Genomic DNA, 14623 nt, shown 5'->3' with positions numbered 1-14623 from the left:
AACTAATTAACTCCTAAACGTTTGGGTCACGCTTTAACTGCGCCAATACACTGAACGGGTTGGACCGCGTTACCTCGTCCTCGCTCGACTCGGGCTCTTCGAGGCCGGTCGGCTGCTGGCAATCTTTAGGGTCATGAGCCGGGACAATGGGCAAGGCAAGCAGAAGCTCCTCCTCAACCAGCGCCAGCAGATCCAATGGGTCTTCACCCAACTCAATCACGTCATAGCCTTGCGGCACTGACTGGGTATTCGCACCCTCTTTCACCACAGCGTAATCACACGCGCTATGGATCGGTAAAGTGACCAGCTCCAGACAACGCTGGCAAACCATCTTGACTTCAACCTCAAGCTCGCTGTGAAAAACTACAGCATTGCGCTCGTCGCGCTCGAAGAAGAACTTCGTACGCACCATGCCTTGGTTATCGGCAAGCGGGCCGCAGAGTCGCTGCAAATCTGACAGTTGCAGCTCACCTTCGAGGGTGGCGCTGCGATCGGCTAATTTGCGCGGATCAACGTGAGGTGGAATCGGGCCATTTGACATAGGCGGCGCATTTTAGGGATGCAACCCGCCGCTGTCAAAGGAAATTCGGCCTGTCCAGCATATGGGCCGACAGCTAGAATCGCCCCCCCCCTGCAAACTCCTATATAGAAGGAAATCGCCGTGCTGCCTCTGGTGCTCGCCTCCAGCTCACCCTACCGACGCGAACTGCTCACCCGCCTGCGCCTACCCTTTACCTGGAGCGCCCCGCACATCGATGAAACACGGCACCCCGATGAAGACGCAGACACCTTGGTGCGCCGCCTGTCATTGGAAAAAGCCCAGGCACTCAGCGCAACCCACTCCCAGCACCTGATCATCGGTTCGGACCAGGTCGCAGTACTCGGCACGCAGATCCTCGGCAAACCACACACCCTAGAGCGCGCTCGCGAGCAGTTACTGGCCGCCAGCGGCAACAGCGTCACCTTTCTGACCGGCCTCACACTACTCAACAGCGCCACCGGCCAACAGCAAACCGACTGCGTACCCTTCACCGTGCATTTTCGGCCGCTCAGCGAGGCGCAAATCATGCGCTACCTGACAGCCGAACAACCCTTCGACTGTGCCGGCAGCTTCAAAGCCGAAGGCCTGGGCATCAGCCTGTTTCGCAGCACAGAAGGCAGCGACAGCAACAGCCTGATCGGCCTGCCACTGATTCGCCTGGTGGACATGCTGCAAGCCAGCGGTATCGACACCCCCTAAAAGCAACAAGCCCGATCAATGACCGGGCTCGCTTTCAGCAGACTCAAGTGTTAACGCAGTGCCGGCCCCTGAAAACCCATCCATAGGGCAATACGCTCAGCCATGCTGGCGCCCAGGGTTTTCGCGAAACGGTCGAATGGCGACTCCTTCACGGTAAAGTCGACCAACTCTTTCTCACCAATCACTTCGCGCGCGACGTAGCTGGTATTACCCAGCGCATCAATTAAGCCCAATGGCAAAGCTTGCTCACCCGACCAAACCAGGCCGGAGAACAACTCAGGATGCTCGGCATCCTTCAAACGATCACCACGCCCCTGCTTAACACTGGCAATAAACTGCTGATGGGTTGCTTTCAACACACCCTGCCAAAACTCAGTTTCCTCAGCTTTTTGCGGCTGGAACGGGTCGAGAAAGGCCTTGTGCTCCCCGGAGGTATACACGCGGCGATCCACGCCGAGCTTCTCCATCACCCCAACAAAGCCAAAGGTTGCCGCAGTCACACCGATAGAGCCGACCAGACTGGCTTTATCGGCATAGATCTCATCAGCGGCACTGGCAATGTAATAAGCACCGGAAGCACCCAGATCAGTGATCACCGCATACAGCTTGATCGCCGGGTATTCTGCGCGCAGACGGCGAATCTCGTCATAGATGTAGCCCGACTGCACCGGACTGCCACCCGGACTGTTGATGCGCAGGATCACACCCTTGGTATTAGCATCCTCAAACGCCGCACGCAGACTGCTAACAATATTGTCGGCACTGGCCGACTCCTGATCGGCAATCATCCCACGCACTTCGATCACCGCAGTATGGCTGCCCGTGGTTGCGCCTTTTTTCATCGCCAGCATGGGCGAGAACAACGCCAGCGCGCCAAAAATGTAAATAAAGGTCAGCAGCTTGAAGAAAATCCCCCAGCGCCGCGCCCGACGCTGCTCCTGCACACCGGCCAGCAGGGTTTTCTCCAGCAGCTGCCAGCTTTTTCCGTCGCCATCAGCCGCTGCCGACGCCTTCCATTCATCTGCCATGCAACACCACCTCAACTGACTGATTAGACGCACGCCGACTTAGCCAGGCGCGCAACTCGGTAAAACATTCTATTGCCAGCGTTGGCTGACACGCACGCAGCACCTGCAAAGGCTGCGCGCCATAACCCACCGCCACACAATCCATGCCCGCGCGCTGCGCCATCAACAGATCGAAGGACGAGTCACCCACCATCAACGCCTGACTGGCAGCAACGCCGCTTTGCGCAAGGATCTCGTGCAGCATCAGCGGGTCCGGCTTGCTCGCCGTTTCATCGGCGCAGCGGCTGTAGTCGAAATAATCCAACCAGCCGCGATCCGCCAGCACCCGCTGCAAACCGTGCCGACCTTTACCTGTTGCCACCGCCAACCTATAGCCCTCAGCACGAAACGCTTCCAATCCTTCAGCTACGCCGCGAAACAGTGCCGACGGCTCGGACTCCAGAGCCAGGTAATTTTCGCTGTAGCTTTGTCGCAAGCGCTGCGCCCGGACCGCATCATGCATATCCGGATACAGGCAACGAATCGCCTCAGGCAAGCCCAGACCGATAATGCCGCGCACCTGCTCATCCGTGCAGCGCGGTAGCTCACAGGCATCGGCAGCCAGGTGCATCGCCGCAACGATCCGACCGATGGAATCGACCAAGGTGCCATCCCAATCGAAGATCAGCAGCTGATAGCCACGCTCCTGAGAATCAGGCACCGAGACGCACCATGGTCCGCGCCCACATTTCATCGACTGGCGCGGCAAGCTTGAGCTGGCCACCTTCAGGCAGCGGCACGACCAATTCATAGGCATGCAAGAACAAGCGCTTACCGCCCAGATCGCGAATTTCCTTGGTGAAATCGTCATCACCGTACTTGCTGTCACCGGCAATGCAGTGCCCAGCATGCTGCGCATGCACACGAATCTGGTGGGTACGCCCGGTCACGGGCTTGGCCTCGACCAAGGTGGCGAACTCACCGAAACGGCGCAGCACACGGAAGATGGTCAAAGCCTCCTTACCTTCCGGGTTGACCTCAACCATGCGCTCACCGGAACGCAGATTGCTCTTTAGCAGCGGCGCATTGACCTGCTTCTTGGCCGTCGCCCAGTTGCCCCGCACCAAGGCCATATAACGCTTGTCCATACCATCGCCACGCAAGGCCTCATGCAGGTGACGCAACATGCTGCGCTTCTTGGCAATCATCAACAGGCCGGACGTATCACGATCGAGGCGATGCACCAGCTCCAGATCCTTAGCGTCCGGGCGCAACTGGCGAAAGGCTTCAATAACCCCGTAATTCAGGCCGCTACCGCCATGCACGGCAATGCCAGCCGGCTTGTTCAGCACGATCAGTGCCTTGTCTTCATAGACAATCGCTGCTTCCAGACGCTGCAAAAGACCTTGGGCCAGCGGCTCGGGCTCATCGCGCTCAGCCAAACGCAGCGGCGGCACACGAATGATGTCGCCGGCCTGCAGCTTGTACTCGGGCTTGATCCGACCTTTATTTACGCGCACTTCGCCTTTACGCAAAATTCGGTAAATCAAAGTCTTGGGCACACCCTTGAGCTGGGTGCGAAGGAAGTTATCGATACGTTGGCCGGCAAGTTCCGGCGCAACCTCGAGCAGCTGGACGCCGGAGGTTGGAGGGGAAGGATTTGTCATCGCGCAATCATAACAATTTTTTATGGAATTGAAGCACTTAATCATTACTGCTATAGTCGGGACGCCGCCAAAAGCGGCCTGGTTTGCGGGTGATCGCCAAAACTGCCACCCCCAACCAACGCAATTCATTTGGGACGTAAGGCCGTCCGACGGGTTATTCAACGAAAGAAAAGCCTCCACGGCTGTGAATAACTCGGAAATAAAGCCTTTAAGCCATGATGCGCAGCCTGCCCCTTTGGACGGTTGCGGTAATAGTTAACCCGCTGCGGATTTTCGCGAGCGGCACCCGAGTTTCAGCGATACGTGTAGGGTGGAGATGTACAACTGTTGGTCCGCGTAGCAGCTCGCTTTACCAAGACGCTTCATCTCGTCCGCTACCAACAGCTGATTCCTCCTCCTGACTTAGTGCTTTCTGTTATCACAGCGAGCAGGAGACGTCCGTCGCGGCCCAGCACAATTGGCTGATCGCCGCTAGACACTGGAACGCTTTACGACCGTTCCTGACGCACCTGACACCGACCCTGAAGTCGTGTGTGCCGAACGCCGCTTCCGCCAGCACCGGAAACCGACGGTATTACATGAAAAGAATGCTGATTAACGCAACTCAACCCGAAGAGCTGCGTGTCGCCCTGGTAGATGGGCAAAAACTCTACGACCTGGACATCGAGTCCGGCGCCCGTGAGCAGAAAAAATCCAACATCTACAAGGGTAAAATCACCCGTGTAGAACCCAGCCTGGAAGCCGCTTTCGTCGACTTCGGCTCTGAGCGTCACGGCTTTCTCCCGCTCAAAGAAATCTCCCGCGAGTACTTCAGCAAGGCCCCAGAAGGCCGCGTCAACATTAAAGACGTGCTCAAGGAAGGCCAGGAAGTTATCGTTCAGGTCGAGAAAGAAGAGCGTGGCAACAAGGGCGCTGCCCTGACCACCTTTATCAGCCTCGCCGGTCGTTACCTGGTGCTGATGCCGAACAACCCGCGTGCTGGTGGTATCTCGCGCCGCATCGAAGGCGAAGAGCGCAACGAACTGCGCGAAGCACTGAATGGCCTGGTCGCCCCTAGCGACATGGGTTTGATCGTGCGCACCGCAGGCCTGGGCCGCTCCAGCGAAGAAATGCAGTGGGACCTTGATTACCTGCTGCAACTCTGGACCGCTATCAAAGAAGCCTCGCTCGACCGCGCTGCGCCCTTCCTGATCTATCAGGAAAGCAACGTGATCATCCGCGCCATCCGCGACTACCTGCGCCAGGACATCGGCGAAGTACTGGTCGATAGCATCGAAGCGCAGCAGGAAGCACTGAGCTTTATCAATCAGGTGATGCCGCAGTACGCCAGCAAGATCAAGCTGTATGAAGACAGCGTGCCGCTGTTCAACCGCTTCCAGATCGAAAGCCAGATCGAAACCGCCTTCCAGCGCGAAGTGAAACTGCCGTCCGGTGGCTCCATCGTCATCGACCCGACCGAAGCCCTGGTGTCCATCGACATCAACTCGGCGCGTGCGACCAAAGGCAGCGACATCGAAGAAACTGCCCTGCAGACCAATCTGGAAGCGGCTGAAGAAATCGCCCGCCAACTGCGTCTGCGTGACATCGGCGGCCTGATCGTCATCGACTTTATCGACATGACCCCGGCGAAGAACCAACGCGCCGTGGAAGAAAAAGTCCGTGAAAGCCTGGAAGCCGACCGTGCCCGCGTACAAGTGGGTCGCATCTCGCGCTTCGGCCTGCTGGAAATGTCGCGTCAGCGCCTGCGTCCGTCGCTGGGCGAAAGCAGCGGCATCGTCTGCCCACGCTGCAATGGTCAAGGCATCATCCGCGACGTCGAATCGCTGTCGCTGGCCATTCTGCGCCTGATCGAAGAAGAAGCCCTGAAAGACCGCACTGCTGAAGTTCGCGCCCAGGTGCCGATTCCAGTTGCCGCCTTCCTGCTCAACGAAAAACGCAACTCGATCACCAAGACCGAACTGCGTACCCGTGCGCGCATCGTGATCGTGCCGAACGATCACCTGGAGACTCCGCACTTCGAAGTCACCCGCATCCGTGACGACAGTCCGGAAGCTCAGTCCACTCAATCCAGCTATGAAATGGCGACCATTGAAGTGGAAGAAGAGAAGCAGGCCGCCGCAACGCGCACCCTGGTTCGCCAGGAAGCCGCAATCAAGACCGCGCCGCAGCGCACTGCACCAACCCCGGTTGAAGCAGTAGCCGCACAGCCTGTAGCTGCCGTCGAGCCAAGCCTGTTCAAAGGCCTGGTCAAGTCGCTGGTCAGCCTGTTCGCCGGCAAGGAAGAAGAAAAGCCTGCCGTCGTCGAGAAGAAAACCAGCGAACGCCCACAGCGCAGTGATGAGCGCCGCAATGGTCGCCAACAAAACCGCAGCCGCGGTGGTCGCAACAACGAAGAGCGCAAGCCGCGCGAAGAGCGTGGCCCACGTGAGGACCGCGCACCGCGCGAAGAACGTGCACCGCGTGAAGAACGTCAGCCTCGCGCAGCCCGTGAAGAGCGTGCTCCACGTGAGGAGCGCGCCCCGCGCGAGGACCGCGCACCGCGCGAAGAACGCAGCCCGCGTGACGTTGTAGAAGTTCGCGAGCCGCAGGAAGTTCGTCAGTCGCGCCCACCGCGCGAAGAGCGTCAGCCACGCGATCGCAAGCCACGTGAAGAGCGCCAGCCGCGCGAACTGCGTGAGCCGCTGGATGCCGCACCGGGTGATAGCGCAACCGCCAGCGAAGAAGTGCGTGCCGAACGCCCGCAACGCGAACCGCGCCAGCCGCGCGCACCGCGCGAAGAACGCCAGCCACGCGCTGAACAGGCTGCAGCCGCCAGCGACGACGAAGCACTGAACGCTGAAGAAGCACTGCAGGACGATGAGCAGGAAGGCAGCGAAGGTGGCGATCGCCCACGTCGCCGCTCCCGTGGTCAGCGTCGTCGCAGCAATCGTCGCGAGCGCCAGAACGATGCCAACGGCAACCCGATCGAAGGCAGCGAAGAAGGCGCAGAAGCCCCAGCCGATGCCGACAACGCAGTAACTGCAGCAGCAGTGACCGCCGCCGTTATCACTGGCGCAGACGAAGCCGTCCAAGCAACCGTTGAAACAGCACCGGTAGTTGTCGAGCAGGAGCAGCCACGCAAAGTCGCTGCAGCTGAAGCGCCACAAGCCGTTGTTGTAGAAGCAGTAAGCAGCCCGGTTGTCGAGGCCAGCGAAGCACCTGTACAGGCCGAAGTCAGCGAAGCTGCACCAGCACCTGCTGTTGTAGAAGCACCTGCCCCGGTCGCAGAAGTTGTTGAAGCGCCAGCTGTGGTTGAAGTTGCCGAGCCGATTGCCGAAGTTGCAGTGGCTGAGGTTGTGGCAGTTGAAGCTGCACCTGCAGTCGCTGTCAGCAGCACTGGCCGTGCACCGAACGATCCACGCGAAGTGCGTCGTCGTCAGCGTGAAGCCGAGCGTCTGGCCCGCGAAGCCGCCGAAGCCCCAGCAGCCTCCGTACAGGTTGAAGCTGCTGCACCGGTAGCTGAAGAGCCGCCTGCAGAAGTGGTTGCCGAAGCCGTAGTTGAAACTGCAGCCGAAGCACCTGCGAGCATCGAAGCAGTCGAGCCCAAGGCCGAAACCGCCGCGCAAGTAGAAGCAGAAGTAAGCCAGGGGCCGCAAAGCTCACTGTTTACTGCAGTAGAAGCTGACGAGCAGGATAAAGAAGCGGTCAAACCGCAGGTCTGATCCGCCTCACGTAATAAGAAAGGGGATGCTTCGGCATCCCCTTTTGCGTTCTGGCTTTTATTACAGCGCGATCAATACGCTGGTCGCAGCCTGCCGCCAAACGCCTTACAACACGTTTGGCTCGATCTCCAAGTCGACCGCGAAACGCTGGGCGATATCCGTCTGGATACGCTGTGCCAGCGCCAACAACTGCGCACCCGTGGCGCCGCCGTAATTGACCAGCACCAACGCCTGCAAACGATGCACACCTGCATCACCCTCACGAAACCCTTTCCAACCCGCACGCTCGATCAACCAGCCCGCGGCCAGCTTGACCTGTCCGTCTGCCTGGCCATTCACCACCTGGGGATAGGCCACCAGATCGGCATGCTCAGCGCGCAAGCGTTGCGCCAGCTCACTCGATACCAACGGGTTCTTGAAGAAGCTGCCGGCATTGCCTAGCTCAGCCGGGTCAGGCAATTTTTCGCTGCGAATGGCGCAGATGGCCTGGCTGACATCCAGCGCAGTCGGGGCACTGATGCCCTGCTCCGCCAGACGCTGACGCACCGGGCCATAATCCAGGTGCAGCGCAGCCGCGCGGCTCAAGGCAAAGCGTACCCGCAGGATCACCCAGCGCCCGCTTTCGCGCTTGAACAGGCTGTCGCGGTAGGCAAAGGCGCAGTCCGCCAGAGAGAACTCGCGCAGCTCGCCACGGTGTCGATCCAAGGCGGTCAAACCGACAAACAGATCCTTCAGCTCAACGCCGTAGGCGCCGATATTCTGCACCGGAGCCGCACCCACGGTGCCGGGGATCAGGCTAAGGTTTTCCAGGCCGGCAAAGCCCTGCGCCAGCGTCCACTGTACAAAGGGATGCCAGGACTCCCCCGCCTCTGCCTCAATCACCACCTGCTCGCCGTCATCGCTGAGTACGCGAATACCGCGACTGGCCATACGCAGCACCAGCGCATCGACATCGCGGGTCAGCAGCAGATTGCTGCCGCCACCGAGCAATAACAGCGGCAACTGCTGCGCTTGCGCATAGCTCAGCGCTTCGCACACCTGCTGATCGTTCTCGGCTTCGGCAAAATGGCTGGCCTGGGCCTCGACGGCAAAGCTGTTATAGGGTTTCAGCGACACCTGAGTGCGCACCTGCAAGCTCATAAGCGCCCCTTGAGTTCGATAACCAGGGCATCACAGGCCTGTTCGAGCAAATCCAGCACCTGGGCAAAACCGGCTTCACCACCGTAATAGGGGTCTGGCACCTCATCCAGTTCCAGCTGATAACGGCGCAGAAACAGATCCAGCTCAGCCGCAGCATTACCCGGGCGCAGCTGCTGCAGGTCGCGCAGGTTGCTATTATCCATCGCTAGAATCAGGTCAAAGGCGTGAAAATCCGCCGCCTTGACCTGCCGGCCGCGCAGCGCGGACAGATCATAGCCACGCTGCTGCGCAGCCTGACGCGTGCGGATATCCGCCGCCTTGCCCACGTGCCAGTCGCCGGTTCCGGCCGAATCGACCTCGATGCGCCCTTCCAGTCCTGCTTCACGCAGCTTGTGGCGCAACACGCCCTCGGCCGTGGGCGAGCGGCAGATATTGCCCAGACAGACGAACAGAACGCGCATCAGGCCCCCAGCAGGCGACGAACCCGCTCCAGGTCTTCCGGCGTGTCGACGCCCGCAGGTGGCGCTTGCAGGGCATCGGCGACATGGATACGCACGCCATGCCAGAGCGCGCGCAGCTGCTCCAGGCACTCGGTGTCTTCCAGCCAGCACGGACCCCAGGCGACGAAGTCATGCAGAAACTGCGCACGGTAGGCGTAGATGCCGATATGGCGACGGTATGGGACGCCTGCTGGCAGCTCGTCACGGTTCTTGGCGAAGGCATCCCGCGCCCAGGCCAGCGGCGCGCGGCTGAAGGTCAGGGCCAAGCCAGTCTTGTCGCTGACCACCTTGACCACATTGGGGTTGAACAGCGCCTGCACATCCTCAATCGGCTCAGCCAGGGTGGCGATGGCCGCCTGTGGATTGGCCGCCAGATTGGCCGCCACCTGATCGATGATTGATGGCGGAATCAGCGGCTCGTCGCCCTGCACGTTGACCACGATGGCGTCAGCCGCCAGGCCCAGCGCCGCGGCCACTTCAGCCAGGCGGTCGGTGCCGGAGTTGTGGGAGGCGTCGGTCAGTACCACCTGCGCACCAAAGCTGCGGCACACCTCAACGATGCGCGCATCGTCAGTGGCGACGACCACCTGCTGGGCGCTGCTTTTGCACGCCTGCTCCCAGACATGCTGAATCATCGGTTTGCCGGCAATATCCTGCAGCGGCTTGCCCAGTAGACGGCTGGAAGCAAAGCGCGCCGGAATCACAACGGTAAAGGCAGTACTCATTTACTTGTCCAGACGCTCGTCGACGGTGAGGGTGCGGGCTTCGGTTTCCAGCATCACCGGGATGCCATCGCGAACCGGGAAAGCCAATGCGTCGGCTTTGCAGATCAGCTCGCTCTTGTCAGCGGCGAGCTTCAGCGGGCCCTTGCACAGTGGGCAGGCGAGAATGTCGAGTAGTTTCGGGTCCATGGGAGATCCTTGAGAGGAAGCAGCTGCTGGGGCGGACGAGGCCGCCGAATGATCAGAACAGTCAGGCGCGCGGCACAAGACGCTGCAATTGCTGATCAAACCAGGCGACAAACGCGGCCGAAGGCTCGGCATCCACCGCCAGGTACCACCAATCGTCAGCCGCAAAGGCACGGCACTTGACCGCATCCTTTTCCGTCATCAACACCGGCAGCGCCGGGCTGAAATTCAGAAGCTCGGCGCTGTACGGCGCGTGGTCGGCAAAGGCATGCGCGACAGGCCGCCAGTGTAGCCCTTCGAGGGTGTTGAAGAAACGCTGCGGGTTGCCAATACCGGCGACCGCATGCAGGGCATGGCCAGCTGGAAAGTGACTGAGCGGCTGTTGCTCGCCACTGCGCAGGTTAACCAAGGTGCGCGGCTGCAGCGTAAAGCCGTAGCCATCCTGCGGATCACTGGATGCGCCGTTATACAGCAGCGCATCGACGCTCTGCAGACGCTCGACCGGCTCACGCAGCGGACCGACTGGCAGGCAATGGCGATTACCCAGGCCACGCGCTGCATCGATCAGCACCAGTTCGAGATCTCGGGCCAGGCGGTAGTGTTGCAGGCCGTCGTCACTGAGGATCAGGTCCAGCGGCTCGGCCGCCAGTAAGGCCGCCACGGCACGACTGCGATCAGGATCGATCATCAACGGCACGCCGCTGCGCTGCACAATCAGCAGCGGTTCATCGCCGGCCACGCTGGCCGCCTGATCAGCCTGCACGCGCCAGGGCAGCTGCGGCGGCTGCGCGCCATAACCGCGACTGACCACACCGACGCGCAGCCCTTGGCGGCGGCAATGCTCGATCAACCAGAGAATCATCGGGGTCTTGCCGGTGCCGCCGACGGTGATGTTGCCGACCACCACGACTGGCACCGGAGCACGGTATATCTCGCCCTCACCCGCCAGAAAGCGCGACCGCTTGCGCTGTACCACCATACGATAGAGCCATTCCAACGGACGCAGCAGGCCCAGCGCCGGATGACCGGCGTACCAGGCAGCAGTGAGTCGTGCGGACAGGCTCATCAGCAGGCAAGCCTCAAGGCGCGGCTTGCGCCTCAATGGTGGTCATGCGCAGGTGGGCAAAGCCCAGTTTGCCGGCAGCATCCATAGCAGTAATTACCGCCTGATGCTGCGTCTTGGCATCGGCGCTGATGATCAGCGGCAGACTGTTATCGCCTTCCGACTCCTTCTGCAGCGCCGCCATCAGGCTTGGCAGATCGCTTTTCAGCAACTGCTTGGCATTCAGCGAATAGCTGCCATCGGCGGCGATCAGGATTTCCAACTGCTTCAGCTCGGTCTGTTCTGGTGGTGTGCCAGTGACGGCTTCCGGCAGATCGACCTTCAGCTGGGTCTCCCGAGTAAAGGTTGTGGTGACCACAAAGAACAGCAGCAGGATAAACACTACGTCGATCAACGAGGCCAAGTTGATCTCGACGCTCTCCCGCGGTTTGCGCCGGAATTTCACGCCTTGTCCTCGCCCATGTCGACATCACGGTCGCCCTGCACCACTTCCACCAGGCGAATCGCCTCCTGCTCCATACCGACCACCAGCTCATCGATCCGGCGTTGCAGGTAACGGTGGAAGAACAGTGCCGGAATAGCCACCATCAGACCTGCCGCCGTGGTGATCAACGCCTTGGAAATACCGCCCGCGAGCAACGCCGCATTAGCCATGCCCGAACCCATAAAGGAGCTGAAAATTTCGATCATGCCCAGCACCGTACCGAGCAAACCGAGCAGCGGCGCAATACCGGCGATGGTGCCAAGAGCATTGAGGTAGCGCTCCAGGTCGTGAATCACCCGCGCGGCGGCTTCCTGAATGCACTCTTTCATGATCTCGCGACCATGTTTGGAGTTAGCCAGGCCGGCTGCGAGGATCTGCCCCAACGGCGAGTTGGCGCGCAGTTCCTTGAGTTTCTGATTATTGAGTTTTTTATCCTTGATCCACTTCCACACCTGACCGAGCAGGTTGGGTGGGGTGATGCGGCTCGGCCGCAGTGTCCACAGGCGCTCGGCAATGATGCCGGCCGCAGCGATAGAACACAGAATGATTGGCAGCATCATCCAGCCGCCAGCTTTAACCAGTTCCCACACGGTGGCAGATCCCCTTCACAAAAGTGGCGCCACTCTAGCATAGGGTCGCGGCCTCGCCGACCGCTGCCGTTCTCATTTTTCCCGCCAAAAACGTGCGTGGTCGCGCAAACTCTGCGCCTGCTCGAATGCGCCCAGGCGAATCCGTACTGCACCGTGCAAAGCTGTGTCATAGGGCTGCGCCGCCACCGCGCGATAACGCGTCATGACCTCCGCATGCGGATGAGCAAAGCTGTTGTGTGCGCCACGGGAGATCAATACAGCAGCCGGCTTAACCTGTGCCAGTAACGCCGCAGATGACGAGCTGCGACTGCCATGGTGCGGTGCGAGCAGCCACTCTGCTGGCATTGCCAGACCGCTATTGAGCAGTGCTCGCTCGGCCTGGCTATCGATATCACCGGTTAGCCACAGCCGTTCGCCATTGGCCTCGATGCGCAACACGCAGGACGCCTGATTGCCAGTGGTTGCGTCGGCCCATTGCCAGGTGCTGAACTCAACGCCATCCCACCGCCAATGTTCACGGCTGCAGGCTTCGGCCGCAAGCGAGCGCGCCAGCTTAGCGGGCTCACCACTGAGTATGCGCCTAACTGGCAGACCGCGGTTGATCGCTGCGGCGCCACCAGCGTGGTCGTTATCGGCATGGCTGATCAGCAGCAGATCAAGCCCACGCACATCCAATGCGCGTAACGATGGCAGCACTATGCGCTCGCCGCTATCGAACTCGCCAAAGCGCGGCCCGGCGTCATACAGCAGATCATGCCCCTGGGTGCGCACCAGTACCGCCAGGCCCTGGCCGACATCCAGCATCCACACCTCGGCTCGTCCGAACTCAGGACGCTGCTGCGGGCTAAATAACAAGGGCAGCAGCAGTAACGCGCCCAGGCTGCGCATTGGCAAGGCGGCCGGCACTAACAATACCAGTGCGCCCAACGCCACCAGCAGCCAGGCCCAGAATGGCAAGGCGCTGGGCAACCAAGCCGGTAGCCATAAGGCCAATTGCGCGAGCAGAGAGAACAGTAGACCCAACACCCAGCCCGCCACCCAAAGCAGCGCAGCCCCCACCCCAGGCACGGGCAGCAATAATGTGCCGAGCAAAGCCAGCGGCACCACCAGCAACCCCACCACAGGCACCGCCACTAGGTTGGCCAAAGGGCCACTGGCACTCACCGGCAAACCGAGCGCCAGTAACAACGGCAGCAAACCAATGGCCATGGCCCATTGCGCGCGCAACAAGGTGCCCCACCAGGGCCAGGCGCCCAGGCGGCCACTGAAAATCAGGATCAACAGCATCACCGCGCCAAAGGACAACCAGAAGCCAGGCTGCAAACTGGCCAGCGGCTCGCCCAGCAACACCGCAAGCAATGCCAGCAATAAAGGCAACCACACACCCAAATGACGAAAGCGCCAGCGCCAGAGCAATACCAGGCCGACCATCACACAGGCGCGCTGCACCGGCACCTCGAAGCCGGCCAACAGGCCATATGCCAATGCCCCGGTAAAGCCCAACACACAGGCGCAGGACAGCCAGGGCCAGTTGCGCGGCCAAAACCCCAGGCGCGCCAAGCCAGCAACCAGACCATATAAAAGCGCCGCCAGCAGACCGATATGCTGGCCGGAAATCACCATCAGATGCACCGTTCCGGTGTTCTGCAGCACCTGCCAATCTGCCGTCGACAGCCCCGAGCCATCCCCCAATACCAAAGCCGCCAACGCGCCTTCGCGGCCATGCGCGGGGGTTGCCAATAACTGCTGACGCAAGCGGTCACGCCAGGCCCCCGCTCCACTGGCAGAGGTCATCAGCTCGCCACTTTTCACCGTGCCCGTAGCGCCAATGCGCTGCGCTAGCAACCAGGCTTCGTAATCGAATGTCTGTGGGTTAACCAAACCATGGGGACGCTTGAGGCGTACTGCCAGGCGCCAGGTTTCACCGGCGCGTACTGCTGGCCCGCCATACCAGGCCAGGCGCAGACGCGCGGGCAGTTTGTCGCGACGTGAGAGCACCTGTTCCAACTGGAAGCGCACCACGCCATCGCCTACTTCTGGCAGGCCGACCACCTGCCCCTGCAACCACAGGGTGCGCAAGTCCAATTGCCGCGCCAACCGATCATCCAGCGCCCACTGCGCCGATACACACGCCCAGCTGAACCCAAACAGAAACAAGGCCATGGGATAGCTGCGAAACGGCAACAGCATCAAACCGGCCACCGGCAGAACAGCCAGCAGCCACAACGGCGGCAAAGTAAGAAGGAAGCGCAGCACCAGCATCCCAGCCACCAGCGCGAAAATCCCTGTGCGCATAGACTCGCTCCGTGAGTCGAATACAGCA

The 14623-nt window shown here is 60.6% G+C and carries 14 protein-coding genes; 2 read left to right on the top strand and 12 right to left on the bottom strand.

Annotated features, from left to right (window positions below; all coding sequences use genetic code 11):
- Window positions 1-13: 13 nt before the first annotated feature.
- Window positions 14-541: a YceD family protein gene (locus Q8M42_RS15755; RefSeq protein WP_170049017.1), complete on the bottom strand. Its 528-nt coding sequence runs from the start codon at window positions 539-541 to the stop codon at window positions 14-16.
- A 120-nt stretch (window positions 542-661) separates the two neighbouring features.
- On the opposite strand from Q8M42_RS15755, the gene Q8M42_RS15750 reads away from it, so the two are divergent.
- The gene (locus tag Q8M42_RS15750) at window positions 662-1240 is read left to right on the top strand and encodes a nucleoside triphosphate pyrophosphatase (protein WP_304862991.1); all 579 of its coding nucleotides are present in this window, start codon (window positions 662-664) and stop codon (window positions 1238-1240) included.
- 50 nt (window positions 1241-1290) lie between these two features.
- Here the strand turns inward: Q8M42_RS15750 and Q8M42_RS15745 are convergent, their stop codons facing one another.
- From Q8M42_RS15745 to rluC, 3 genes are read right to left on the bottom strand one after another with little or no spacing between them, the layout of a single operon-like run.
- Window positions 1291-2268, bottom strand: a complete 978-nt coding sequence (locus Q8M42_RS15745) for a S49 family peptidase (protein ID WP_304862988.1) — start codon at window positions 2266-2268, stop codon at window positions 1291-1293.
- Window positions 2258-2968 (bottom strand): HAD-IA family hydrolase, encoded by a 711-nt coding sequence (locus tag Q8M42_RS15740; RefSeq protein ID WP_304862986.1) that lies wholly within the window; start codon window positions 2966-2968, stop codon window positions 2258-2260. The genes Q8M42_RS15745 and Q8M42_RS15740 overlap by 11 nt, the downstream gene beginning before the upstream one ends.
- Window positions 2961-3914 (bottom strand): 23S rRNA pseudouridine(955/2504/2580) synthase RluC, encoded by a 954-nt coding sequence (rluC, locus tag Q8M42_RS15735; protein ID WP_304862984.1) that lies wholly within the window; start codon window positions 3912-3914, stop codon window positions 2961-2963. Before rluC ends, Q8M42_RS15740 begins: the two co-directional genes overlap by 8 nt.
- Window positions 3915-4492: 578 nt before the next feature.
- On the opposite strand from rluC, the gene rne reads away from it, so the two are divergent.
- Complete coding sequence (rne, locus tag Q8M42_RS15730; RefSeq protein WP_305284451.1) at window positions 4493-7615, top strand: ribonuclease E; 3123 nt, start codon at window positions 4493-4495, stop codon at window positions 7613-7615.
- A 105-nt stretch (window positions 7616-7720) separates the two neighbouring features.
- On the opposite strand, the gene murB is transcribed toward rne, so the two are convergent.
- The 8 genes from murB to Q8M42_RS15690 form a co-directional block, all read right to left on the bottom strand.
- Window positions 7721-8755 (bottom strand): UDP-N-acetylmuramate dehydrogenase, encoded by a 1035-nt coding sequence (gene murB / locus Q8M42_RS15725; RefSeq protein WP_304862979.1) that lies wholly within the window; start codon window positions 8753-8755, stop codon window positions 7721-7723.
- Window positions 8752-9216, bottom strand: coding sequence for a low molecular weight protein-tyrosine-phosphatase (locus Q8M42_RS15720; protein WP_304862977.1), 465 nt, complete (start codon window positions 9214-9216; stop codon window positions 8752-8754). The genes murB and Q8M42_RS15720 overlap by 4 nt, the downstream gene beginning before the upstream one ends.
- Complete coding sequence (gene kdsB, locus Q8M42_RS15715; protein WP_304862975.1) at window positions 9216-9980, bottom strand: 3-deoxy-manno-octulosonate cytidylyltransferase; 765 nt, start codon at window positions 9978-9980, stop codon at window positions 9216-9218. Before kdsB ends, Q8M42_RS15720 begins: the two co-directional genes overlap by 1 nt.
- Window positions 9981-10166, bottom strand: a complete 186-nt coding sequence (locus Q8M42_RS15710) for a Trm112 family protein (RefSeq protein ID WP_304862973.1) — start codon at window positions 10164-10166, stop codon at window positions 9981-9983.
- Between the two features lie 61 nt (window positions 10167-10227).
- A complete protein-coding gene (gene lpxK, locus Q8M42_RS15705) occupies window positions 10228-11229 on the bottom strand; it encodes a tetraacyldisaccharide 4'-kinase (protein ID WP_304862972.1) in 1002 nt (333 codons plus the stop codon).
- A gap of 13 nt (window positions 11230-11242) precedes the next feature.
- Window positions 11243-11671: a biopolymer transporter ExbD gene (locus Q8M42_RS15700; protein WP_304862969.1), complete on the bottom strand. Its 429-nt coding sequence runs from the start codon at window positions 11669-11671 to the stop codon at window positions 11243-11245.
- Window positions 11668-12300, bottom strand: coding sequence for a MotA/TolQ/ExbB proton channel family protein (locus Q8M42_RS15695; RefSeq protein WP_304862967.1), 633 nt, complete (start codon window positions 12298-12300; stop codon window positions 11668-11670). The genes Q8M42_RS15700 and Q8M42_RS15695 overlap by 4 nt, the downstream gene beginning before the upstream one ends.
- 72 nt (window positions 12301-12372) lie before the next feature.
- Window positions 12373-14595, bottom strand: coding sequence for a DNA internalization-related competence protein ComEC/Rec2 (locus Q8M42_RS15690; protein ID WP_304862964.1), 2223 nt, complete (start codon window positions 14593-14595; stop codon window positions 12373-12375).
- Window positions 14596-14623: the final 28 nt, after the last annotated feature.

Origin of the sequence: Pseudomonas sp. (assembly GCF_030684895.1) — a bacterium.
Lineage (GTDB): Bacteria > Pseudomonadota > Gammaproteobacteria > Pseudomonadales > Pseudomonadaceae > Aquipseudomonas.
This window is presented reverse-complemented; position numbering and strand designations above follow the sequence as displayed.

Excerpts from the sequence above, each read along its gene's own strand:
- rluC (WP_304862984.1), bottom strand. The coding sequence starts at position 3,914 with ATGACAAATCCTTCCCCTCCAACCTCCGGCGTCCAGCTGCTCGAGGTT.
- kdsB (WP_304862975.1), bottom strand. The coding sequence starts at position 9,980 with ATGAGTACTGCCTTTACCGTTGTGATTCCGGCGCGCTTTGCTTCCAGC.
- Q8M42_RS15690 (WP_304862964.1), bottom strand. The coding sequence starts at position 14,595 with ATGCGCACAGGGATTTTCGCGCTGGTGGCTGGGATGCTGGTGCTGCGC.
- Q8M42_RS15710 (WP_304862973.1), bottom strand. The coding sequence starts at position 10,166 with ATGGACCCGAAACTACTCGACATTCTCGCCTGCCCACTGTGCAAGGGC.
- lpxK (WP_304862972.1), bottom strand. The coding sequence starts at position 11,229 with ATGAGCCTGTCCGCACGACTCACTGCTGCCTGGTACGCCGGTCATCCG.
- Q8M42_RS15745 (WP_304862988.1), bottom strand. The coding sequence starts at position 2,268 with ATGGCAGATGAATGGAAGGCGTCGGCAGCGGCTGATGGCGACGGAAAA.
- murB (WP_304862979.1), bottom strand. The coding sequence starts at position 8,755 with ATGAGCTTGCAGGTGCGCACTCAGGTGTCGCTGAAACCCTATAACAGC.
- Q8M42_RS15755 (WP_170049017.1), bottom strand. The coding sequence starts at position 541 with ATGTCAAATGGCCCGATTCCACCTCACGTTGATCCGCGCAAATTAGCC.
- Q8M42_RS15720 (WP_304862977.1), bottom strand. The coding sequence starts at position 9,216 with ATGCGCGTTCTGTTCGTCTGTCTGGGCAATATCTGCCGCTCGCCCACG.
- rne (WP_305284451.1), top strand. The coding sequence starts at position 4,493 with ATGAAAAGAATGCTGATTAACGCAACTCAACCCGAAGAGCTGCGTGTC.